This is a genomic window from Paenibacillus sp. FSL H7-0331, from assembly GCF_001956045.1.
Map to the genome: position 1 here is coordinate 65,438 of NZ_MRTH01000012.1, position 21,382 is coordinate 86,819.

Sequence of the window (21,382 nt, forward strand, 5' to 3'; positions counted from 1 at the left end):
TGGAATGAATGCTCGTTTTGTGATCATTGGCTGTATTTGCGCCTTTTTGTCTGTTTTATTTGGTGCTTTTGGTGCACATTCACTGAAGGATGCATTACCTCCAAACATGCTTGCTAATTTTCAGACGGGTGTCCAATACCAGATGTACCATGGACTTGGACTAATCCTTATTGGCTTCGCATCCGCCTACCTACCGAATAACAGCAGTCTGAATAAAGCAGGCTGGTCGATGTTGATCGGCATTGTCTTATTTTCGGGAAGCCTGTACGTGCTCAGCATGACAGGAGTCACGATGCTTGGAGCGATTACGCCGTTCGGCGGGGTAGCCTTTTTATTGGGATGGTTATTTTTTATTAACGCAGCAAGAAAAAACATCAAGAAATAGGTTGAGCTTGGGGTACTCTCGGTAATATTCTGCAGAAGGGGGGTCTATGATGATTAAGGCTGCCGGCTCCAGTACGGTTCCCGCAAAGCTTTACGTAATATTCGCTTCCAATTTTCTGTTTGCCTTGGCAGTGGCTTTGCGGTTCCCCTACCCTCTTGTTGTGGGATTCAGTGCAATTACATTCGTTTATCTTGGTATTTTGATATATCGCCCCGGATGGTTTGTCAGCAGCAAGCAGGTCAAAAATTGTGCTGTGCATGATTCGATGGAAAGCTGGCTAAAGGAAAATCAACCTGTATTTGAATCCTTGTTCGAGCACAATCCTAACATTGTATTTTTGATGGATCGCGATGGTGTGATCATCAAAGCAAACGGGAATACGGAACAAATTTTGGGTTATTTGAAAGAAGATATGAACAATCGTTCCTTTCACTCGTTGCTCTCCGAGGAAACCGTCCAACACTCCTTGCAGGCTGTTCAAGACGCTTGCGAGGGCACTCCGCAAACTTTTAAAACGGCCGTACAGCATAAGGATGGCTATCGGGTTGATCTGGATGCTACGGCTGCCCCCATTAAGCAAGGTCTGGATGTTACTGGCATCATCGTCATTGGTCAGGATATTACCGCTAACAAGCGGACAGAAGAACGAATTCGCCATATGGCTTATTATGACGATATGACGGGACTTCCCAACCGCAGCCTGTTTGTCAACCAATTGAATGAAGTGATTTCCAGTGCGTATCCGCATCATGGATTTCTGGCTGTATTCTTAATAGACATCGACCGCTTTAAGGTGGTTAACGATTGCTTTGGCCATGATTATGGGGATATGCTGCTGCTGCAGCTTGCGGAGAGGTTCAGTCGCTGTATTACACCAGATGACTTTTTGGCACGTACCCAGGGTGATGAGTTTGCATTATTTTTCACAGGGCGCTCTGATACGGTCTCAGTGACGGAGCTTGCTGAGCAGGTGATGGCGGTTCTGGAGGAGCCCTTTACATTAGATGCGTTCCAATTACATATTACGGCAAGTATCGGTATTGCTCTGTTATCGGATGAAGAGCTGGATGCAGAGACTTTGATCAAATACGCAGACATTGCTTTAACTCATGCCAAGAATAAGGGCAAGCAGACCTATCAAGTCTTTAATACAGAAATGAAATCCGATTCCTTACAGCGGCTAACCCTTGAAAATGACCTGCGGCGGGCATTAAGTCATAACGAGCTGATGCTGTATTATCAACCGCAAATGGATATTGAAACGGGTGACATTGTCGGCTTTGAAGCTTTAATTCGGTGGCTTCATCCCGTCAGGGGGCTCGTACCCCCGAATGAGTTTATACCTTATGCCGAAGAGAGCGGTTTAATCGTACCGATTGGTGAATGGGTGATGCAGGAAGCATGCCGCCAAAATAAGCAGTGGCAGGACGAAGGGTTTCTGTTTGTACCTGTGTCTGTGAATCTATCAACCCGGCAGTTTCTCCAGCATAACCTGCGTGATCAAGTATCGGAGGTTTTACAACGGACCGGTTTGTCTGCATCTTACCTGGAGCTGGAAATTACAGAAAGCAGTACGATGGATGTTGACTTTGCGATTGGTGTATTGCTGGAGCTGAAGGCTTTGGGTGTGAAAATCAGTATCGATGATTTTGGTACCGGCTATAGCTCATTATCCTATTTGAAAAGATTCCCGATCGATAAGCTGAAGATCGACCAATCTTTTGTACGTGACATCATGACCGATCCCAATGATGCAGCTATTGTTGCTTCCATTATTTCAATGACGCGGCATATGAACCTGAGGGTGATCGCCGAAGGGGTTGAAACGGAGGATCAGTTGGTTTTTCTGCGCAACAACCATTGTAATGAAATACAGGGCTATTGGTTCAGTCCTCCCGTCAGCACGGTTAAGGTGGAGGAGCTGATGCTGCGTATTCAACAAGTAGCCGCCCATCAGGATGAGGAGTCAGGGGAATAAAAAAAGCCTTTAACGTTGGAGAGATTCGTATCCCCGTTAAAGGCTTTTTTTATGAGCTTACTGCGAAATCATCAATTTCATTGATTTTGAACAGGTAGACCTGCTTCTCGTCAACATGATACACGGAGACCATGCCACCGGGCGCATCCACATTTAGAATACGACAGGGCAGGCTCAGCTTGATGCCTTTGGCTTTGACAATGGTGAGACGAACCAGGGAATTGCGTTCCTTAAAGCCCTGAAATTGATCCCAGATGGCTTGATGCGGATCTTCCAGCTTGATGGGGCTGGCGGCGCTATCCTTCTTCATGGTGGGGGCGGCTGCAGCTTTATCCAAAGGCTTGGTTGTTTTAGCTTTATCTGGTTTTTCCTCGGAATTGGTGTCTGCTTGTTGCTTGCCAATCGTTTCCCGCATGATGACCTCAATGGTTTTACCTAAATGAATGCCCTCTTTGACCAAATAATCTTGAACTTCGGATGTATTTAACAAGTGGAGTAGCTTTTCCAGAGCATGGCCATTGGATTCGCTTTCAATCAGGATATCTACATTGAATAGAAATCTGCGTTTGTCTATATGATTCTGCTTAATATCCATGCGGACTCCTCCATTTGAACGATGCCTAACCTAACTATATCACTTTTTCTAGTACAAAAGTAGCCCATACTTTTACGAGTTCATGACCAAACCACTATGTATTTTTCCGAATAGCCCATAACTTTCATCAGCCCTGTTCATATACTGCAGTGTAAGTTTGATAAAGGAGGTGCGTATATGATCCAGATGCATCCTGTTGAAATAGACGGTTTCACGGCCTTGGCGATTGAGGTTAAGCTGCCCAAAACGACGCTGATTGTAGTGACAACTGACCGTGGATATATTATGTGTGGAGCCCTGGATGTCGGACTGCTGAACGAAAGATTGAAGGATCGCCACATTCTTGCAGCGAGAGCAACGGGAGTCAAGACGATCGAGGAACTGCTGGAGGCTCCACTGGAATCCGTCACCTATGAAGCAGAACGCTTGGGTATTGTGCCGGGGATGAAGGGTAAGGATGCGATTGGATTAATGCGTTAAATGAATCGGAAGCAGAGTAGGTACAAACGAAAAAAGCCTGATTTCTCAAGCTTTCTTCAAAATAAAGTATGTTAAATTTTACCGAATCCGGCAGCTGCAATTTCAATTCAATTCTGATGCGATCGCGATATCGTTCCCGTATTCCTCAAACCTCGATGACAACCATCTGATGACATTCCAGCTTCGGCACGGTATAGGATACATCAGTCCCCGCTTCACTCACCGCAAATGGCAGTGGCTCCATTTGCGGTGCCAGGTAAACCTGCTTAGCTATCTTTCCAAGCTTCACCGTCACCTTGGTATCGTATATAGGCACAATGTCCTCAATAACCTCTACACCATTGCCGCGCTTGACGGGAGAGGCATACAGGATATGATTAATGTAGCGATGCTGGGCCGGCTGCTCCATCAAGGTTACGATACCCTGCGCAGGAAGATTGGTACTCAAGGTTTTATCCGGGAGCAGACGGTTCAGCGCAAATAGTACGCATTCCTTCAAAGCGAGACTGCCTTTAGTCGCATAATCGCTGAATACGTTCCAGGCCAAATAAATCCCGTTCGTGCTCTCGACCATACCAGGGCCGTCGTACTGCTGGGCGCTTGGTGTATGCTGATGGGAGCAGAAGGTAAACACTTCCCGGTTAAAATAAGGGTTTTCCCGCCTGCCGAGCTCTTGTCCGTCGGTTAAACTTACGCGTTGTCCATCTGCGTAGAAGATAAAAGCGGCATTCGAGAGGTTAGTCAGCTCAAAGCTCGGGCGGAAATAATCGGGTTTATACGAATTGGGTCCTTCCCAGGCGACACCCAGATCTATGGCAAATGCATCTCCCGCTTCGTTCAGTCCAGAACGTCCGGTAGCCAGAATTTTGCCGCCTTGCGCCAAGTAAGCATTCAGCTTAGCCTGCAGCTCGGGACTGACCAAGATGTCGTCAGGAAGAATCAGTATTTTATAACGTGTATAATCACTATCCAAATCGACAACATCGAACAAAATCTTTCCTTCGAGCAGCATACGTATGGCTCCGGCATCTGCTGATCCCGAACGATCCTCACGTTTTTCTTCCTTGAACGCACCGATAGCTTCAACAGACAGCAGGGCAGCGTCGGCAATCGCCTGGACATCGCTGCACCAGGCTTCTTTATGCTCAACTTCACGATAGGCCGCACCAATTAAGGCATAGGTAGCCGGATCCATCAGCCCTTCCGGATGAAGCTGATCGCCGATTGAGCAGCGTGCGCCGTTAGCAATACTGAGGGCGGTTTCATAACGAAGCGCGTTGGGATGTTTATACCCACCGAATTCACCCCAGGTTGTGTGGAATTTTCCGGTCATACCGAGATAATCCATGCCAAGACCCTGAGCGTAACGCGCGGAAAGCGGGAAATGATCGTAGCCCCAGCCCCCAGTCGGCAGCGATTCCAGCTCCAAATGTGTGTTCATGGCGGACAAGTCTCTGCGTCCACGGCGAATGTGGCCTCCATTGTGGAAAACAGGCAAACCTGGCTTGATGGCGTCAATCGCTTCACGAATACGTTGGGTATAGTTGGCATAGACGCGCTCCCCTAAGGCAACAACCGCCGCGGTGTCTCGCGGATCCTGACCCTCGCTGCGCAGTGTACTGACACAATTGTGGCAGTAGCATTTACGAACGCCAACAATATCGAGGAAGATACCGTCCCCCTCATACTTGCGGACAACCTCCTCTACTTGGCGTACGAGTACGTCCAGATAAGGAGAATTCAGACAAAATTGGTGATAACCTGGCTTCATGAAGCCATCCAGCCAATTGGTGTTGTCGTTAATATCGCGGATCAACCATTCCGGATGGCGTCGAGCCAGCTTTTCATCCAGTCCTGCCGATACATAGACAGGGGTTTTGACATCAATCTCATGGGCTGCTTCTATCATGGCACCTAACAGATCAAAGTCCAGATGGGGGTGCCTTTCATTATCCTCGGTAGGATGATATGCCCAGCCATGATGACATTTGGAAAAAATCGTTATGGAATCCACATGTCCTTGGATCAGCATGTCCTGAAATTGCTGCTTGGAAAATTGCTTGCCGATATTGGGAATCGCCTCTGAGGTGTGAAAATCCAAATGTACCTGACGAAAACGCATAAATGACACTCTCCTTCAAGGGTAAATGATGGTGATTACGGATACAATGAAGACTACCTTACCACTATAAAGCCGGTCGGGAGAAGGGAATAGGCGAGCTAGCGACTTTTTATAGCACATTTTCGACTGCAATTGTTTGTGAATGAGTTTTTTTTGCGTTACACTGAATATACAAAGACCTGAACAGGTTGGAACATTAGGTTACGCTTACGATCCAAGCTTTGCTACGCAAAAGTCTAAGGAGTGTCGAGATGGATATCCTCCAGTTACCTATTCCGCCGCTTCCGCAGTTTCTAACCATTGGCCACTCGGTTTGGAAACCGGGTATGCAGCATTTTGAGCGATGCTTTGAGGTTTACGACATGTTGATTGTATGCTCTGGGACCTTATACATGATGGAGGATAGCATACCGTATGAGATTCAGAGCGGGGAAATGCTGCTGATGGAGCCGGGACGGACACATTGCGGGTATATGCCATGCACGGAGGATACCTCAATTTACTGGGTTCATTTCAAGCACGAGCGCCCAGTGGCAAGAATGGCCGAGAAACAAATACCTTGGTCAACCCTGGTAAGCAGGGGAACCGATAGTGACCTGATACCCTCAGAGCAATCATTGTTTCTACCCAAATATGGAAAGATCGATATCCGGCCGCTCCTGCCAACGCTCGAAGATATGCTGCGTTTGCGCAGCAGTCTCACCTTAGAGCATGCCGTTGATGTGCAGGTAGCCTTGGGCAGGCTGCTGTCCCTGGTACAGGCAGGCTTGAGAGCGAACCGCCGCTCGACAAGATCTCATGTCATTGCCGAGCAGTTCAAGCTGTATATACGGGAGCATAGCAACGAGCCGTTCGAGGCACAGCGGGTTGCGGATCAGCTTCATTTTGACTTTGATTATGCTGCCCGCTGTCTGAAGCAGCATACCGGCATGAGTCCGCTTCAATATCATCATTTGATGAGGATGGAAGAGGCCAAGCGGCTGCTTGTTCACAGCAGCTTGCCAGTTCAGGAAATAGCAGCACAGGTAGGTATTCATGATTACAACTACTTCATCCGTTTGTTCCGTAAGACAGTCGGGATAACCCCTGGATTATTTCGTAAATCCTCGCAAAGTTACATATAGTCCATGAATCATATGTTCGAATATCGTTTTATATAGCACATTACCGTTGATCATGATGATATGTGGAATCGTTAAGGCTACAGGATATACTTTTAGCAGGAAGTTTGTTACTTTTAATAATGATTTCAACGACTACAGACATTTTGTATAAAGAAAAGAGGCGTCGGGGTTGGACATTCAAAAAATATCTTCACGTAAAATATATGAAGTCATAGCGGACCAGATCAAAGAGCAAATTATTAGCGGTCAGTTGAAGCCGGGAGAGAAGCTCCCTTCTGCCAAGGAGCTGTCGGAAAGATTTCAGGTAGGCAGATCTACACTCCGTGAAGCGTTAAGCGCATTAAAGGCTATGGGACTTGTTGAAATTCACCAAGGTGAAGGCAGCTACGTGCGAAGCATCGAATCGCAGGATGTAGATTTGCCTGTATTTGATGCGCTGCTGATGAATCGGGAGACGGTTATTGAGCTGATTGAAGCGCGCAAGGCGCTGGAAATTTCCAATGCCGCATTGGCCGCTGAGAAACGGAATGCAGAGGATATCACCAAATTGGAAGAAATCATCCGCAATATGGAGAATTTCCTTGGTAATGAGCAGGAGGGAGAGCGTTCTGACCTGTTGTTTCATTTGACATTGGCGCAAGCGGCGCACAATTCCATCATGGCACGGATGATCGATTCGATATCTACACAAATGCAGACGGCCATCAGAGAAACGAGACGTCTGCAGATGTATGCCAACAAAACCGTATCGAAGCAGCTGTGGGAGGAGCATAAAGCGATATTTGAAGCGATTCGTGATCAGGAGCCTGCTGCTGCCCAAGAAGCGATGCGCAAGCATCTGTTCCATGTCGAACAGGTTTTACTAAAATTTTTAAAGAAATAAGGGCTTGTTTTGCCATATATTGAAGGCAATATTCATATACATAGGATCATAGAGCAATTAAATGAAATTGGCAGGTAATGGGGAGCTGAGTTAAAAATTCAGGCTTTTAGCCCATAAAACAGAATTATCTGAATATTTACAATAATCTAATAATATATTAATATGAACTTAACAAAAGAACAGCAACACTACATGAAGCACCGAAAAGCACTATATCAAACCACTAAATTTCCATCCTTACATTCGTTTACAAGTTTCGGTACGGAGGTTAAAACCTCTTGTTACTGAAAGTAAATCATAGAAGATGATATTGTAAAGAAACTGCATGGAGAGGGGATAGTCCAATGACGTAGGTAAGCGAAGCATGCTTAATCTGAAACCATCCGAGCATGCGGGGACCCAGTGACATAACGAATTACTATCCAATGGCCAATCGAATGGTTACGAGCTTAATCAAAGCCATTAACAAGTTTCAGTTCAGGGTGAAGGAAGTTAACCTTGATGCTGAAAGTAAAATAAAAGCAAAGGATCTGAAGGGAAAGGGGATAGTCCAATGACGTAGGTAAGCGAAGCATGCTCATTTCCGAAGCATTCAGAGCATGTGGGGACCTCAACCTGAAACCGAGTGACCGAATACGAGCAACATCGTAACAAAAATTTAAAACCTTAATAAATTTGATCTGATGATGTTCATTCTGAAGATGTTCTGATGATGTAAGGTAAATGAATGGAGCTTAAGAAAAAAGTGAATAGAAATACCTCATAAAGGTCCCTGTTTATTGGAAAATAGACAGGGGCGTTTATTATTTATGCATGGATAATCGATTACATAGAGCACTCTTACACGGGCGCCGCTGCTCAGCAGTGGTTTTTTGTTTGCTATTTTTTTATAACATAAGAATTTATAAGTTTTCAGCGGAGCTGAAGGATTCTTATGTTTCAAGAAAACCTACCTCTGAACCGCGGTCGCTCATCTTTGAAAGGCCTCGATAGAGGTTTTCTTATAAAAAGGCTTTCAAAAAACCAACATATCTGATAACCTGATAAGTATAAGATGAATGGTTATTTTAAAGAAGGTAGGTATTCCGATGCGAGTTTCCCTGTTTATTACTTGTTTGGCGGACCAGCTGTATCCCGAGGTTGGTGAAAGTGTCGTAAGGCTGTTAACCCGTTATGGGTGTGAGGTTGACTTTCCCGAGCAGCAAACCTGCTGTGGACAGCCGGCTTTTAACAGCGGCTATCAGGATGAGGCAAGAGAAGTTGCACGCGGGCTGATCCGCGCGTTTGAGCATAGTGATTATGTGGTATCGCCTTCCGGCTCCTGTACCGGTATGGTTCACCACTATTATCCGCAGCTATTTGCCAATGAGCCTGAATGGCTGCTGAAGGCCGAGCAGTTGGTGGAGAAGACGTACGAATTTTCGCAGTTTCTGGTCGGAGTGCTTGGTATAACAGATGTCGGCGCACAATTTGACAAGAAGGTCACTTACCATCCGTCCTGTCATGCAATGCGGTTGTTGGGCGTGAAGGAAGAGCCGGGTGCTTTATTGTCGAAGGTTAAGGGGCTTGAGCTGATCGAGCTTCCGAAAAAGGAAGATTGCTGCGGCTTTGGCGGTACCTTTGCCGTCAAAATGGCTGATATGTCGGAGGCGATGGTATGCGAAAAGGCGGGAAATGTATGCTCGACCGGCGCAGAAGTGCTGGTAGGAACCGATATGGGCTGCCTGATGAATATCGGCGGGGCCTTGAATAAAGATAATAAGCCAATTCGGGTGATGCATTTGGCACAGCTGCTTGAGGAAGGAGTGAAGCGCAATGAGTCAGGTCGAAACTAGACAGTTAATCGGTAGCGGTTTAAAGCAGCGGACAGAAGAAGCATTGGCTGACGATTTTTTGCGGAAGGCGGTTGCGTTCACAACTGATAAGCTGAAGACCGGAAAGCTGAAGGCGACAGATGATTTTGGTGATTGGGAGCAGTGGCGTGAGCGTGGACGATTGATTCGTACCCATGTCATTGATAATCTGGATTATTATTTGACCCAGTTCACGGATAATGTGTCCAAGGCGGGCGGGCATGTGTACTTTTGCCGTACTGCCGATGAGGCTGTAAAGACCTTTATGGAACTTGCCGAGAAGCGTAAAGCGAAGCTGGTAGCCAAAGGCAAATCGATGGTGTCCGAGGAAATTCATCTGAACCACCATTTGGAGGATCATGGGATCGAAGCGATTGAGACAGATCTGGGTGAGTATATTTTGCAGCTTGCCAAGGAAACGCCATCACATCTGATTATTCCTGCGATTCACAAAAACAAGCAGCAGATTGCCGACCTGTTCAACGAGGAGTCCGGGGAAAGCTTTCCTCCGGAAACAAGGGTTCTGGCCGATTTTGCCAGACAAAAGCTGCGCAATTATTTTCTGGAGGCCGATATTGGCTTGACAGGCTGTAACTTCGGTGTGGCTGAATCCGGCTCGATCACGCTTGTATCCAATGAAGGAAATGGGCGAATGGTCAGCACGATACCGAAGTCGCATGTAGTGATTATGGGAATGGAGCGGCTGGTTCCCACCTTTGATGATCTGGAGGTTGTACTGAATCTGCTGGCGAGAAGCGCTACGGGACAGAAGCTGACAACCTATACCTCCATGATTACTGGGCCGCGGCGTGAAGGCGAGCTGGATGGACCTGAAGAGCTCCATCTGATTGTACTGGATAATGGACGCTCCGAGCAGCTTGGCGATCCGGTATTCCAAGAGGTTCTGAACTGCATCCGCTGCGCAGCCTGTCTGAATGTATGTCCTGTGTACCGGCATGTTGGCGGTCATACCTATGGCAGTGTGTACAGTGGACCTATCGGAGCTGTATTGACTCCGCTGCTGCAGCAGGATATGAAGGAAGCCGGTGAGCTGGCCTATGCTTCAAGCTTATGTGGGGCTTGTTATGAGGCATGCCCAGTGAAAATTCCGCTGCATGATATGCTCGTACAGCTGCGTAATCGCAAGGTGAAAATGGGGCTGACTCCGTTTGCCGAGCGTACTGCCTTTAAGACATTCCAAACTGTGTTTGGTAACGTCAAGCTGTACAAGGTAGCGATGAATTCCGCTTACTATTTGCAGAAGCCTTTTATTAGCAAAGGCTTTATTAAGAAGGGTCCGGGACCGATGTCGGGCTGGACGCAGTCACGCTTCTTTCCTATGAAACCCAAGGAGTCGTTTCGGGATAAGTGGAATAAGCTGCAGCAGGAAATGAAGTCCTCTGCCGGAAGCTCTGCTGCTTCTATTGTGACATCCTCTGCAGATTCGAAGAAAAGAGGTGAGCATCATGACCATTAAGCCCGGACAGATTCAGGGCCGCGATTCTTTTATCGCGAATATCTCTTCAAGATTGGGGCGCAAGTCGCCTGATGCCGTGGCACCGGAGCATCCTTACAGAGGGGCGCCTGCATTTTATAAAGAAATCGAACGGACAACCGAGGAAAAAATACTGCTTTTTACCGATAACTGGACAGCATTGACAGGCAAGGTACTGGTCGTTGAAGCAGCGGAGGCAGAGGAGAAACTTGGCGTATGGCTGCAGCAGATCGTGGAGGAGCTGCAGGTCAAACGGGCATCACGCTGGGAGCATGCAGGTTTGATCGGATTGAATGTGGACGGGGCTCTGTCAGCAGCGGGGGTCGAGGTAGTCCCCTGGATTCTCGACCCGAGCACTGCTCAGGAAGGCGGTCCGGCTAGTACGAATGTGTCGGGCTCAAGTGGTACCGTTGGACCTGACTCGACAGTTCTTGCCGATCAAGCCGATGTGCAGCCGATCGAAGCTGACTCTGTGGATCCAAGCAAGCTTGAAGCGACGGCGGATTCAGGTCCTATCGAGCTGTCCTCGGTACATACCGACAAGCAGGGGGCAGCTACTTCAAACTGGCAGCAGCGCAGTCAGCTGCTCCAGCGAACAGAGCGGTGCGAGATGGGCATTATATGGCCCGATTATGCTGTAGCTAATACGAGCACGCTTGTATTGCAATGCTCGCCTGAGCATGGTCGTTCCGTAAGTCTCTTGACCGATATATTATTCGCTGTTTTTCGTGCTGATCAGCTTGTCACTCGAATGGGTGAAGCTTTTCAGCAAGTTACGAACGGCAAGAATGATGCGAGTCAGTATGCTTCCTCTCTAAATCTGATTACAGGTCCGAGCCGCAGCGCGGATATCGAGAATGATCTGACTATCGGAATCCATGGGCCTGGAAAGGTATATGCAGTAATTATCAAGTAAAACCAAGCAAACCATTATTGCTCAAATAAACTGAATATAAGGGTGAGAAGCAGTGTCGGTTTGTGTCGAAATCGATGGTGCTTGTCGCTCTTTTTTTTGTGGAAATGCTTCACAGCTTATTCATATTCGCCAAATCTTTACATTTTTCTTAAAAAAGTAGTTCAAATGATATGCTCGTAGAAGTATAATAGAATTAATGATTTTTTTGTGAAAATCGTACATCTTGCAGATGTATTAATAAATGACAAAATGTGTCTACATAAGGGGTGAAATCATGTCAGGTGAATTAATATTGCTAGTAGAGGATGATCGGGAAATCAGCAGCTTGATTGAGCTCTACCTTCGTAAGCAAGGATTCAACGTTGTTATAGCAGAGGCGGGGGAAGAAGCCCTCGATCAATTTGAGAACAGCACACCCGCATTGATTTTGCTAGATATTAATTTGGATGGTATGAATGGGCTTACCGTGTGCAAGGAAATTCGTGAGGTTTCCAATGTTCCAATTGTGTTTATTAGCTGTAATAAGGATTCGGATGACATTGTGGAGGGCTTGAAGCTGGGCGCTGATGACTATATTACAAAACCATTTGATCCCGAGGTCATGGTTGCGAGAGTGCAGGCGAATCTCAGGAGAGCACCGATTTTTCGCAGGGGGGCCACTCCAGTTAAGAAGGACGAGCTGAGAACACTTTCTTTTGATGGATTGACTGTAGATCTGGTTAATTTCCAGGTGCATGTTAACGGAATCCATGTTCCACTGTCTGCGAAGGAAGTGCAGCTGCTCATATTTTTGGCGCGGCAGCCGGATCAAGTATTTTCATTGGATGAGCTTTATCAAAATATTTGGGGAGCAGATAGCATATCTGATACCCGTACCGTGATGGTGCACATTAGCAGTCTTCGCAAGAAATTGGAAACACCTGTTGCTCAGTTCAAGTATATTCACAATATTCGGGGGATCGGTTATAAATTTAATTCATATCTGCCCAAATCTTAAAAATAGAGGTGTAGACAAACCATGAACCATAAATTATTGGAGCTGCAAACCTTATTGCGCGAGCATAGTCTATTAATCACCTTCTCCGGAAAATTTACTCAAAGTATTATAGAAGAGCTCGGTGAAGCGGTTAAGAAATATTTGGAGACTGAGAAGCGCCCACAAAATGCGATTTTCGACCTATTCTCAATTTTTATCGAACAGACGCAAAATATTAAAAATTATTGTTCCCTGATGCAGGATTCCGATTTTGGTGATCGAATTTCAGAATCTTGTATTGTAACCATAGGCAAAACGGAGACTGGCAATTATGTATGCTCCGGCAATCAGATTCAAAACCGTGATACAGCCAAGCTGATCAAGGCATTAGACGAGATTAACTTACTCGATAAGGAAGAATTGAAAAAGATGTACAAAATGAAACGCAAGCAGGATATTTCAGAGCTGGAAGGTTCGGGAGCCGGATTAGGTTTGATTGATATTGCCAGAAAGGTTAAGCAGCCATTGGAATATACGATCACAGAACTGGACTCACAATTTTCCTTTTTTACATTAAAAGCAACCGTATAGAAAGCAGGTGAATAGATGTTAGACGTATTGCGTATTGAAGCTACAAGAAGCACACCGGAGATTTCTTTCAATCCGACTAATCATAGGCTATCTGTTCGCGGACAATCTTATCCTGAAAATTCGTTTAAATTTTACGAACCTATTCTACAATGGGTTGAACAATATTTACATAATCTTGGTGGCGAGAAGGTTGAGATCGAATTCTGCCTGCCATACATCAATACAAGCAGCTCGAAGTGTATCATGATGCTGTTGGAAAAGTTCAATAAAGCTTTTCATGATGGCAAGGAGCTCAATCTGAACTGGTTTTGCAGTGAGGATAATGAGAGCGAAATCGAATGTGCTGAAGAATTTAAGGAAGATCTGGAGCTGCCATTTCAAATCATTGCACAGAAAGAGGTTTGATGCCTGCAATGGATCAAGAAAATCTGTTTGGAAATGAACGGAAAATATTGGAGGCATCCCGCAAAATTATGGAGGATGCTGCTCACGAGCATAACGAGCTGCTGCCTGAATTCTCCAAGCTGGTCATTGATTATGAGCGCCTCATCAAATTGACGACCAAAATATTCAAGATCAGCGACATCCAGGGCAAAAACATCAAACAGCACGAGGATGAAATGCGCCAAATGAATCATGATTTGCAGCATCTGGAAAAATCGCGTCGTAAGCTGATGAGTGATATTTCACATGAGCTTGGTACACCGATGACTTCTGTTCAGGGTTATGTCAAAGCGATGCTGGATGGCGTGATCGAACCGGGCGAACCGCATTTACGGATGATTTATAATAAGGTGCTGCTCGTAAATGATCTGGTAGATGACTTGTTTGAGCTGTCCAAGCTTGAAGCCAGCAAAGCTATTTTCCAATTTTCCGAATACCCGCTGGAGCAGGTGCTGGATCTGTTACGGGGTAGATTTGAGCTTGAAGCGGCGGATCGTGGCTATCAGTTCAGTGTCGAGGATTTTCAAGAAAACATCCCGGAAGCTGGATATGTTTCGATTTCGATAGATTTGAAACGATTTGAGCAGGTTATGAATAACTTTGTGAATAATGCGTTTCGCTATACGGCCCCCGGAGGTATGATTAAAATCCACGGAGAGGTCCATATTGAGAAGCAACGGATGTTAGCCAATGGACTTCACTGTGAGGTTACCTTCAAGGTAAGCGATTCAGGAGAGGGTATTGATGAGGAAGCGCTGCCGCATGTTTTTGATCGTTTTTATCGAGCCATTAAGGCTAAATCGAGCACGACTCCGGGTACTGGGCTTGGACTGGCCATTGCCAAAGAAATCGTTCAACAGCATAACGGGCAAATTGGCGTTAACAGTGTGAAAAATCACGGCTGCACGTTCTATTTTACTTTACCGGGAACGATTATTCTGGATCAGGCTTGGGAGACGGAATCATGAGCGCAAAAGATCACAATCTGATGAAAGTCATCGTAATCGCAAGCATCATTATTGTGCTTTCTATTATACTTGCTGGCACAAGCGTATATATCATTGCAGAAAAAGAAGTTGTCAACAAGTTGAAAAGCAAGGATTTGGTGCGGATTGCCGAGTCGGTCGCTTCCAAGGTCGATGGCCGTCTTCAACGGGCTAAAGAGTCATCGCTAATGTTGGCTAAGGACCCTGAGCTGATCAACTGGCTGGCTGATGGTGAGAAGGACGAGAAGCTGCGTGGCCATGTTATTGAAAAGCTTAATAACCTGGCAACCGGATTTGACTACAGCAACGGTTTTATAGCAAGCAAGGCAACGGGTAATTATTGGATTGAAAACGGACAGGCTAGCAAGGTATTGTCAGAAGGCAATGCGACTGACCAATGGTTTTATAAAACACTCGCTTCCAAACAGCAGGTTACACTTAATTTGGATTATAACGAAGTGCGGCAGGATACTTTTGTATTCGTAAATGTGCTTGTTGGTAAGACAGATGCGCCCGTTGGAGTAGCAGGTATTGGATTAAGTCTGAAGGAGCTGGCAACCAATTTTGCCGACTACAAGTATGGGGCCAAAAGTAATTTGTGGTTGATCGATAACAGCGGCAAAATCTACTTGTCAGATGATATCAGCAAGGTGGGGACAATGGTGTCCAGTCTTGTTCCTGAACAGCTTGTTCAACAAATGCTCGGTCAATTCAATCAAACTGACTCCAATGGCCAACAACCTGTAGTCCTTGATTATATGGATAGCGAAGGACAGAAGATGGATTTGATCAGCTTTCCACTCAAATCGACAGATTGGAAGCTGCTGTTTCAAATGCGACGGAGTGATTCGGTTTCGTTTCTCGATACGATTAAAATTAATACAGGCATTGCGTCACTGCTGTGCATCCTAGCTATGATCTTCATGTTTTATTTCGTTACACGCAACCTGGCCAACCCCTACAATAGGGCTCTGGAGCTTAATCGCAAGCTGGAGCAGGCGGTTCAGGAGCGGACGAAGCAAATATCCGAGCAGAAGCAGAAGCTGACCGACAGCATTGATTATGCGAAGCGGATTCAGGACTCGATACTGCCTTCACGCGAGGAAATCGAGGGTGTGCTGCAGGATCATTTTGTACTATGGGAGCCACGTGACGTTGTAGGCGGCGATTTTTATTGGATGAAGCAGACCAATGATGGCTATTTATTAGCTATTGGTGATTGTACAGGCCATGGTGTACCGGGGGCATTGATGACCATGATCTCCATCTCCATCCTCAATCGTATTGCCGAGACGGCAGAATCTATGGACCCGGCATCCATTCTGCAATCAATGAACCGACTGATCAAAGAAACACTGCACCGCGAGCATGGAGACCTGATGTCGGATGACGGGTTGGATATCGGGCTTTGTTTCATCAGAGGGGATCAGCTTACATTTGCTGGCGCCAAAACCTCCCTGTATATGAAGAACGATCAGGAATTGACGGTGATCAAGGGTGATCGCAAAAGCATTGGTTCAGTCAGAACGAATAACCAATTCAACTTTACGAATGCCGAGCTTACGGTAAGTACGGGTGCTTCCTTTTATATGACTACAGATGGTTATCTGGATCAGAACGGCGGCGTCAAGAATGTTTCGTTCGGCAAGCAAAAGCTGATTGAAATGATCGAGCAGTTCCATGGTAAACCATTGGGCGAGCAGGAAGCTTTGTTCCGCAGTCGACTGGTCGATTATATGGGCGATGAGCCACAGCGTGACGATATTACGTTATTAGGCTTCAAAATATCCTGAAAAGAATAATGCTTTCAATAAAAAACACATGCTCAGGCATGTGTTTTTTTGTTGACTTCTGATTAGGTGTCATCTCGGGTAAATATCATTTCTTTGAAACAATTTCCATAGCTGCTCTGCCATAAATTGAGGTGAACGTGGCATGCTATTGAGAATCCACCACTCCACGGTTCCAACGAAGGCCGAGGCCATAAATTGTGTAATTAGTTCCTTATCCATTTCCTGATTGATCTCCTGCATATTGATCTTCTCTGTTATGCTAGCTGCCACATTCTGCAGCATGCGTTCCCGAAATACGGAGGTTCTTTGATTAGTGAGCATGGAAGAAAAGAATAGAAAATTATCCTCGAAATAAGTAAATGCTGGCATTAATGCACGGATCAGATCTATTTTTTCCAGATTGTAATCGATCGCTTTGCATGCTATGAACATATGGCTTAGATGGTCTTCTATGCATTTATTAAGCAGGTCGTATTTATCCGTGTAGTGAAGATAGATGGTCCCCCGGTTTACATTGGCCCGTTCAGCAATATCATTAATGGTGATTTGATCGAACTCTTTCTCGGAAAACAATCCCAGAAACGCCTTGTTAATGGATTCCTTTGTTCTCAGGATTCGTCTATCTATTTTCGTTGCGGTATCCATATTGCATTTGCCTCCTCACGTTAATGAACAATTCTAGTGCTGTTGTTGTATATGAAACAAAATTGCAAGTATTAGCGATTGAATTAACTTATCTTCTCTATATAATAATAATCAACAGCTATTAAATAATCAACAGTTGTTAATTAAATTGATTACAAATTATTTTAAGGGGCGATAACAAATGGACAACTTGAAATCCAAGGTGATCATCATTACGGGAGCATCCAGCGGAATAGGAGAAGCTACAGCCAAGCTATTGGCCCAAAACGGCGCAAAGGTCGTATTGGCTGCTAGAAGAGAGGAACGCTTGCAAACGATAGTTAGCGAGATAGAAAAAGAAGGCGGAGAGGCTGTCTACCATATAACAAATGTGGCTTCAGCGGAAGATATGCAGAAGCTTGCACAATTTGCCTTACAGCAGTATGGACGTATCGATGTTCTAGTGAATAATGCCGGAATCATGCCAGTATCCCAGCTTAACGAACTCAGGGTCAACGAGTGGGATAACATGATTGATGTTAATATTAAGGGAGTTCTGTATGGCATTGCCGCTGTATTGCCAACTATGAGGGAACAGCAATCAGGACATATCATCAATATTTCCTCGGTTGCAGGTTATAGTGTAAGTCCAGCCTCATCTGTTTATAGCGCTACCAAATTTGCAGTTAGAGCGATAACGGAAGGTTTGCGCCAGGAAGAATCTCCTGCCTCTAATATTCGAACCACCATTATCTCACCGGGAATAACGGATACGGAGTTATCCCATTCGATTAACAGTCCTGCCATCCAGGCTATGGCCAGCGAATTCATGAAAATGGCTATTTCTCCATACAGTATTGCCAGAGCGATTGCATACGTCATTAATGAACCCGAGGATACCGGAGTCAACGAGATCGTGATTAGACCAACCCTACAGCCTTAACACAATTACCGTGATAGATTTGATTTCTTGATAGAAGTTACTGCATGGATCGTCCTTTACTTAGAGGGCGATCTTTTTCTTATCCTATTCAATGGGGAATGAAGTAAAATGTTTAGGCAGTAACCCGTTGACAGACGAATTGGCTGGTGTTAGGATTAAAATGTAGATTATACAAAACTATGGTTTATTATAGTAAACCACATTCGTTTTTCATCTTGGGAGGGAATATGGACAAAAAGTATTGGGTACCGGCTTTGGACAAAGCTAATGATATCCTGCTGGCCATTTCCGGGCAGCCCTCCAAGCTGAAGCTGATTGATCTCTCGAAGCAGCTTGGCATTAACAAAAGCTCGATGTTTTCGTTACTGAATACGATGGAGCAGTTGGAATGGGTTGTTCGGGATGCAGAGGGGACCTATTCCCTGGGGTCTAAACTCGGGTTTATCGGAAACTCTTTTTTCAAGCAATTCAGTTTAATAGAACGGTTTCGCAAGGAAGCGTCTATCACGAAACACAAGATTCAGGAAACGATTCAACTAGCCAGATTGGAACGGCACGAGGTGCTGTATCTGGCCAAGGAGGAAATGCCATCTCCGGTTCGATTAGCTTCCGAGCCTGGTATGAAGCTGCCTGCTCATGTGACGGCACTTGGCAAAGCACTGCTGGCTGATCTGGAAACCTCGGTTATTGAAAGCCTGTTCCCGGATGAGGTACTTCAGCCTTGCCCGACACCGCACACGCTTAAGAATCGCAGTGACTTGATTACGCAGCTGGAGCTTTCCCGCGAGCATGGTGTTGCATTTGATCTACAGGAAGCTGTAATGGGTTTTTGCTGTGTGGCGGCACCGGTTAGGGATACGCAGGGTCAGGTCATAGCGGCGATCAGCTGCTCGATGTTTCAGCATGAATGGGAGCAAAAGCGGGAGCTGGCGCAGCGTGAAATTTGTGCCTTGGCTGCAAGGCTTTCACATAGTTCTGTTTAATATCAATCGAAAGGAATGATAATGAGTGAGATTAGACAATAAAATCGTTTTGATTACGGGTGCTGGATCAGGTATTGGCAAAAGCTCGGCGCTGCTGTTCGCCAAAGAAGGCGCTACTGTCATTGTGAATGATCTGGTTGAAAAGGGCGGTCTCGAAACCGTGGAAGAAATTCATCAGGCTGGAGGCAAGGCGCTTTTTATCCAGGCAGACACAACGGTTCCAGAATCGGTAAAAGCGATGGTGGATCAGGCTATCGACACCTACGGTCGTATAGATGTCTTGTTTAATAATGCAGGGGTAAGCGGTATCGGAGCGATTCACGAGGTAGAGCCGGAGGATTGGGATCGTGTTATCAGGATCAACATTCGCGGTGTGTTTTTGCCGTGTAAATATGTGCTGCCGCATATGATGGATCGCCGTGAAGGCTCGATCATTAATATGTCCTCCTGCATAGCCGAAATCGGCTTGGGCCGTCGTGCTTCCTATTCAGCAACCAAAGGTGCTGTATTGTCGCTCACCAAATCGATGCAGGTTGACTACGCACCTTACCAAATTCGCGTTAATGCGCTGCTCCCGGGCACAATTCTTACACCTTTTGTGGAAAATTACCTGCGTACCTCCTACGACGATCCGGAGGAAGCGATCGATTCTCTCAAGAAACGCCAGCTTAGCGGTGACTTGGGCAGACCTGAAGATGTGGCCAAGGCGGCATTGTTCCTGGCTTCGGATGACTCCCGCTTTATGATGGGTTCTCCGCTATATATTGATGGCGGCGTTGTTTTTGGTAAAAATGCTTAAGTTTCAATACGGCTAAATCTAACTATATATGATGGAGGAATGAAACTTATGAAACTGCTTACTTTTATTGAAGAGGGTCAACAAAAGCTGGGTGTGAAGACCGAACAAGGGATTGTACATATTACTGCTGCCCTTGAGGAGATTCCAGCACTGGAAGGCCAAGTCGTCCCGCAAACGGTACATGAAGTAATTGATGGTGGTACAGACGCGCTAGCAGCTCTTGCAGCCTATGTGGATCAAGTGCTATCAGCTGCGGATCGCGGTCCAAGCGCTCATGTGCTGGTTGAGTCTGAGCTGACATTGGGACCGTGTGTGACCCATCCGAACAAAATCATCTGCGTAGGTTTGAACTATCGGAAGCATGCCGAAGAAACCAATGCACCGATTCCGCAATATCCAATCCTTTTTAACAAATTCAATAATACGCTAACGGGTCATGGCGCTGATGTATCACTTGCGGAAAGAGTGACTAGCAAGGTGGACTACGAGTGTGAATTGGTTATTGTCATCGGAACCAAAGCCAAGTATGTAACCAAGGAAGATGCACTAAGCCATGTGTTCGGTTACTGTAACGTAAATGATCTGTCCGCTCGTGATTTGCAGCTGCGCACTCAGCAATGGCTGCTTGGCAAAAGCCTGGATGGTTTTAGTCCGCTTGGGCCTTACCTGGTGACAGCTGATGAGGTTGGCAATCCTAACAATCTGGGTATTCGCACGCTTGTTAACGGTGAGCAGCGCCAAAACTCGAATACGTCGGATATGATCTTCCATTGCGATGAAATCGTCAGCTATATTTCTCAGCATATGACACTGGTACCGGGAGATATTATTTTGACTGGAACACCAGAGGGTGTCGTATTGGGCTTGCCTGAGGACAAACAGGTTTATTTGAAAGACGGCGATGTGGTAACGATTGAAGTGGAAAAACTGGGTACATTAACGAACCGGATGGTAGCCGAACAACGGTAATGTCAGAATACAGGTAGATGGGATGCTTACGTAGTCTGTTTTTTACGAAAACATTCCGGTTCATGCTTACGATCCCAGCTTCTTAAGGAAGCTTTCAGGAGGTTATCAATTACAATGGCAGGACATCAAATTGAAGTAGGGGCAGACGCTCTGGTCATGGATGCAAGGGATCATGTTGCTACAGCGATCAAGGATTTGGAGCAGGGGAGCAAGGTTGCCTATCGTGTACAGGATGCGGTTCATGAGCTTGTGCTTGTGGATGCAATACAATTCGGTCATAAGCTGGCGATCACGGATATTGCCGAAGGTACCGACATTCGTAAATATGGCGAAGTGATCGGTAGAACGACGACAGCTATTCGTGCGGGTGAGCATGTTCATGTCCATAATGTCGAAGGTATTCGTGGACGCGGCGATCAAGCGCCTAAGGCTTAATAATATAG

21 protein-coding genes are annotated in these 21,382 nt (G+C 45.9%); 18 read left to right on the forward strand and 3 right to left on the reverse strand.

Going from position 1 to position 21,382, the window contains the following annotated elements:
- Positions 1 to 4 precede the first annotated feature (4 nt).
- The gene (locus BK127_RS18925; RefSeq protein ID WP_076233067.1) at positions 5 to 385 is read left to right on the forward strand and encodes a DUF423 domain-containing protein; all 381 of its coding nucleotides are present in this window, start codon (positions 5 to 7) and stop codon (positions 383 to 385) included.
- A gap of 49 nt (positions 386 to 434) precedes the next feature.
- Positions 435 to 2,363 (forward strand): EAL domain-containing protein, encoded by a 1,929-nt coding sequence (locus tag BK127_RS18930; RefSeq protein WP_256711367.1) that lies wholly within the window; start codon positions 435 to 437, stop codon positions 2,361 to 2,363.
- A gap of 49 nt (positions 2,364 to 2,412) precedes the next feature.
- Here BK127_RS18930 and BK127_RS18935 read toward each other — a convergent pair whose 3' ends face one another.
- Positions 2,413 to 2,958, reverse strand: a complete 546-nt coding sequence (locus tag BK127_RS18935; protein WP_076233068.1) for a hypothetical protein — start codon at positions 2,956 to 2,958, stop codon at positions 2,413 to 2,415.
- A gap of 177 nt (positions 2,959 to 3,135) precedes the next feature.
- On the opposite strand from BK127_RS18935, the gene BK127_RS18940 reads away from it, so the two are divergent.
- Complete coding sequence (locus BK127_RS18940; RefSeq protein ID WP_076233069.1) at positions 3,136 to 3,438, forward strand: YunC family protein; 303 nt, start codon at positions 3,136 to 3,138, stop codon at positions 3,436 to 3,438.
- A gap of 145 nt (positions 3,439 to 3,583) precedes the next feature.
- On the opposite strand, the gene BK127_RS18945 is transcribed toward BK127_RS18940, so the two are convergent.
- On the reverse strand, positions 3,584 to 5,560 hold the full coding sequence (locus tag BK127_RS18945) for a beta-galactosidase trimerization domain-containing protein (RefSeq protein WP_076233070.1): 1,977 nt from the start codon (positions 5,558 to 5,560) through the stop codon (positions 3,584 to 3,586).
- Positions 5,561 to 5,811: 251 nt separating this feature from the next.
- Between BK127_RS18945 and BK127_RS18950 the strand changes: the two genes are divergently transcribed.
- The 10 genes from BK127_RS18950 to BK127_RS18995 all read left to right on the forward strand — a co-directional run bounded on the left by BK127_RS18950 (position 5,812) and on the right by BK127_RS18995 (position 16,621).
- Complete coding sequence (locus BK127_RS18950; RefSeq protein WP_076233071.1) at positions 5,812 to 6,684, forward strand: helix-turn-helix transcriptional regulator; 873 nt, start codon at positions 5,812 to 5,814, stop codon at positions 6,682 to 6,684.
- A gap of 169 nt (positions 6,685 to 6,853) precedes the next feature.
- Positions 6,854 to 7,567, forward strand: coding sequence for a FadR/GntR family transcriptional regulator (locus BK127_RS18955; protein WP_076233072.1), 714 nt, complete (start codon positions 6,854 to 6,856; stop codon positions 7,565 to 7,567).
- Between the two features lie 1,088 nt (positions 7,568 to 8,655).
- Positions 8,656 to 9,402 carry a (Fe-S)-binding protein gene (locus tag BK127_RS18960; RefSeq protein ID WP_076233073.1) on the forward strand — a complete coding sequence of 249 codons (747 nt, stop codon included), beginning with the start codon at positions 8,656 to 8,658 and terminating at the stop codon, positions 9,400 to 9,402.
- Entirely contained in the window at positions 9,383 to 10,897 is a 1,515-nt protein-coding gene (locus BK127_RS18965; RefSeq protein ID WP_076233074.1) for a LutB/LldF family L-lactate oxidation iron-sulfur protein, read from the forward strand. The genes BK127_RS18960 and BK127_RS18965 overlap by 20 nt, the downstream gene beginning before the upstream one ends.
- Positions 10,887 to 11,831, forward strand: coding sequence for a LutC/YkgG family protein (locus BK127_RS44830; protein ID WP_256711368.1), 945 nt, complete (start codon positions 10,887 to 10,889; stop codon positions 11,829 to 11,831). Before BK127_RS18965 ends, BK127_RS44830 begins: the two co-directional genes overlap by 11 nt.
- Before the next feature lie 274 nt (positions 11,832 to 12,105).
- Entirely contained in the window at positions 12,106 to 12,828 is a 723-nt protein-coding gene (locus BK127_RS18975) for a response regulator transcription factor (protein ID WP_076233075.1), read from the forward strand.
- Positions 12,829 to 12,849: 21 nt separating this feature from the next.
- Complete coding sequence (locus tag BK127_RS18980) at positions 12,850 to 13,398, forward strand: SiaB family protein kinase (RefSeq protein WP_076233076.1); 549 nt, start codon at positions 12,850 to 12,852, stop codon at positions 13,396 to 13,398.
- A 15-nt stretch (positions 13,399 to 13,413) separates the two neighbouring features.
- Positions 13,414 to 13,803 carry a DUF1987 domain-containing protein gene (locus BK127_RS18985; protein ID WP_076233077.1) on the forward strand — a complete coding sequence of 130 codons (390 nt, stop codon included), beginning with the start codon at positions 13,414 to 13,416 and terminating at the stop codon, positions 13,801 to 13,803.
- Positions 13,803 to 14,810 carry a sensor histidine kinase gene (locus BK127_RS18990; protein WP_076233078.1) on the forward strand — a complete coding sequence of 336 codons (1,008 nt, stop codon included), beginning with the start codon at positions 13,803 to 13,805 and terminating at the stop codon, positions 14,808 to 14,810. Before BK127_RS18985 ends, BK127_RS18990 begins: the two co-directional genes overlap by 1 nt.
- Positions 14,807 to 16,621 carry a SpoIIE family protein phosphatase gene (locus BK127_RS18995; protein WP_076233079.1) on the forward strand — a complete coding sequence of 605 codons (1,815 nt, stop codon included), beginning with the start codon at positions 14,807 to 14,809 and terminating at the stop codon, positions 16,619 to 16,621. The genes BK127_RS18990 and BK127_RS18995 overlap by 4 nt, the downstream gene beginning before the upstream one ends.
- A 69-nt stretch (positions 16,622 to 16,690) precedes the next feature.
- On the opposite strand, the gene BK127_RS19000 is transcribed toward BK127_RS18995, so the two are convergent.
- Entirely contained in the window at positions 16,691 to 17,266 is a 576-nt protein-coding gene (locus BK127_RS19000) for a TetR/AcrR family transcriptional regulator (protein ID WP_076233080.1), read from the reverse strand.
- Positions 17,267 to 17,447: 181 nt separating this feature from the next.
- On the opposite strand from BK127_RS19000, the gene BK127_RS19005 reads away from it, so the two are divergent.
- The 5 genes from BK127_RS19005 (at position 17,448) to BK127_RS19025 (ending at position 21,374) form a co-directional block, all read left to right on the forward strand.
- Complete coding sequence (locus BK127_RS19005) at positions 17,448 to 18,188, forward strand: SDR family oxidoreductase (protein WP_076233081.1); 741 nt, start codon at positions 17,448 to 17,450, stop codon at positions 18,186 to 18,188.
- A 227-nt stretch (positions 18,189 to 18,415) separates the two neighbouring features.
- The gene (locus tag BK127_RS19010) at positions 18,416 to 19,171 is read left to right on the forward strand and encodes an IclR family transcriptional regulator (protein ID WP_076233082.1); all 756 of its coding nucleotides are present in this window, start codon (positions 18,416 to 18,418) and stop codon (positions 19,169 to 19,171) included.
- A 25-nt stretch (positions 19,172 to 19,196) separates the two neighbouring features.
- The gene (locus BK127_RS19015; RefSeq protein ID WP_076233083.1) at positions 19,197 to 19,970 is read left to right on the forward strand and encodes an SDR family NAD(P)-dependent oxidoreductase; all 774 of its coding nucleotides are present in this window, start codon (positions 19,197 to 19,199) and stop codon (positions 19,968 to 19,970) included.
- A 48-nt stretch (positions 19,971 to 20,018) separates the two neighbouring features.
- A complete protein-coding gene (locus tag BK127_RS19020) occupies positions 20,019 to 20,939 on the forward strand; it encodes a fumarylacetoacetate hydrolase family protein (RefSeq protein WP_076233084.1) in 921 nt (306 codons plus the stop codon).
- A gap of 114 nt (positions 20,940 to 21,053) precedes the next feature.
- The gene (locus BK127_RS19025) at positions 21,054 to 21,374 is read left to right on the forward strand and encodes a UxaA family hydrolase (RefSeq protein WP_076233085.1); all 321 of its coding nucleotides are present in this window, start codon (positions 21,054 to 21,056) and stop codon (positions 21,372 to 21,374) included.
- The last annotated feature ends 8 nt before the right edge of the window (positions 21,375 to 21,382 follow it).

Coding starts and splice junctions, on each gene's coding strand:
- BK127_RS18925 (WP_076233067.1), top strand. CDS start 5: ATGAATGCTCGTTTTGTGATCATTGGCTGTATTTGCGCCTTTTTGTCT.
- BK127_RS18930 (WP_256711367.1), top strand. CDS start 435: ATGATTAAGGCTGCCGGCTCCAGTACGGTTCCCGCAAAGCTTTACGTA.
- BK127_RS18935 (WP_076233068.1), bottom strand. CDS start 2,958: ATGGATATTAAGCAGAATCATATAGACAAACGCAGATTTCTATTCAAT.
- BK127_RS18940 (WP_076233069.1), top strand. CDS start 3,136: ATGATCCAGATGCATCCTGTTGAAATAGACGGTTTCACGGCCTTGGCG.
- BK127_RS18945 (WP_076233070.1), bottom strand. CDS start 5,560: ATGCGTTTTCGTCAGGTACATTTGGATTTTCACACCTCAGAGGCGATT.
- BK127_RS18950 (WP_076233071.1), top strand. CDS start 5,812: ATGGATATCCTCCAGTTACCTATTCCGCCGCTTCCGCAGTTTCTAACC.
- BK127_RS18960 (WP_076233073.1), top strand. CDS start 8,656: ATGCGAGTTTCCCTGTTTATTACTTGTTTGGCGGACCAGCTGTATCCC.
- BK127_RS18965 (WP_076233074.1), top strand. CDS start 9,383: ATGAGTCAGGTCGAAACTAGACAGTTAATCGGTAGCGGTTTAAAGCAG.
- BK127_RS44830 (WP_256711368.1), top strand. CDS start 10,887: ATGACCATTAAGCCCGGACAGATTCAGGGCCGCGATTCTTTTATCGCG.
- BK127_RS18975 (WP_076233075.1), top strand. CDS start 12,106: ATGTCAGGTGAATTAATATTGCTAGTAGAGGATGATCGGGAAATCAGC.
- BK127_RS18980 (WP_076233076.1), top strand. CDS start 12,850: ATGAACCATAAATTATTGGAGCTGCAAACCTTATTGCGCGAGCATAGT.
- BK127_RS18985 (WP_076233077.1), top strand. CDS start 13,414: ATGTTAGACGTATTGCGTATTGAAGCTACAAGAAGCACACCGGAGATT.
- BK127_RS18990 (WP_076233078.1), top strand. CDS start 13,803: ATGCCTGCAATGGATCAAGAAAATCTGTTTGGAAATGAACGGAAAATA.
- BK127_RS18995 (WP_076233079.1), top strand. CDS start 14,807: ATGAGCGCAAAAGATCACAATCTGATGAAAGTCATCGTAATCGCAAGC.
- BK127_RS19000 (WP_076233080.1), bottom strand. CDS start 17,266: ATGGATACCGCAACGAAAATAGATAGACGAATCCTGAGAACAAAGGAA.
- BK127_RS19005 (WP_076233081.1), top strand. CDS start 17,448: ATGGACAACTTGAAATCCAAGGTGATCATCATTACGGGAGCATCCAGC.
- BK127_RS19010 (WP_076233082.1), top strand. CDS start 18,416: ATGGACAAAAAGTATTGGGTACCGGCTTTGGACAAAGCTAATGATATC.
- BK127_RS19020 (WP_076233084.1), top strand. CDS start 20,019: ATGAAACTGCTTACTTTTATTGAAGAGGGTCAACAAAAGCTGGGTGTG.
- BK127_RS19025 (WP_076233085.1), top strand. CDS start 21,054: ATGGCAGGACATCAAATTGAAGTAGGGGCAGACGCTCTGGTCATGGAT.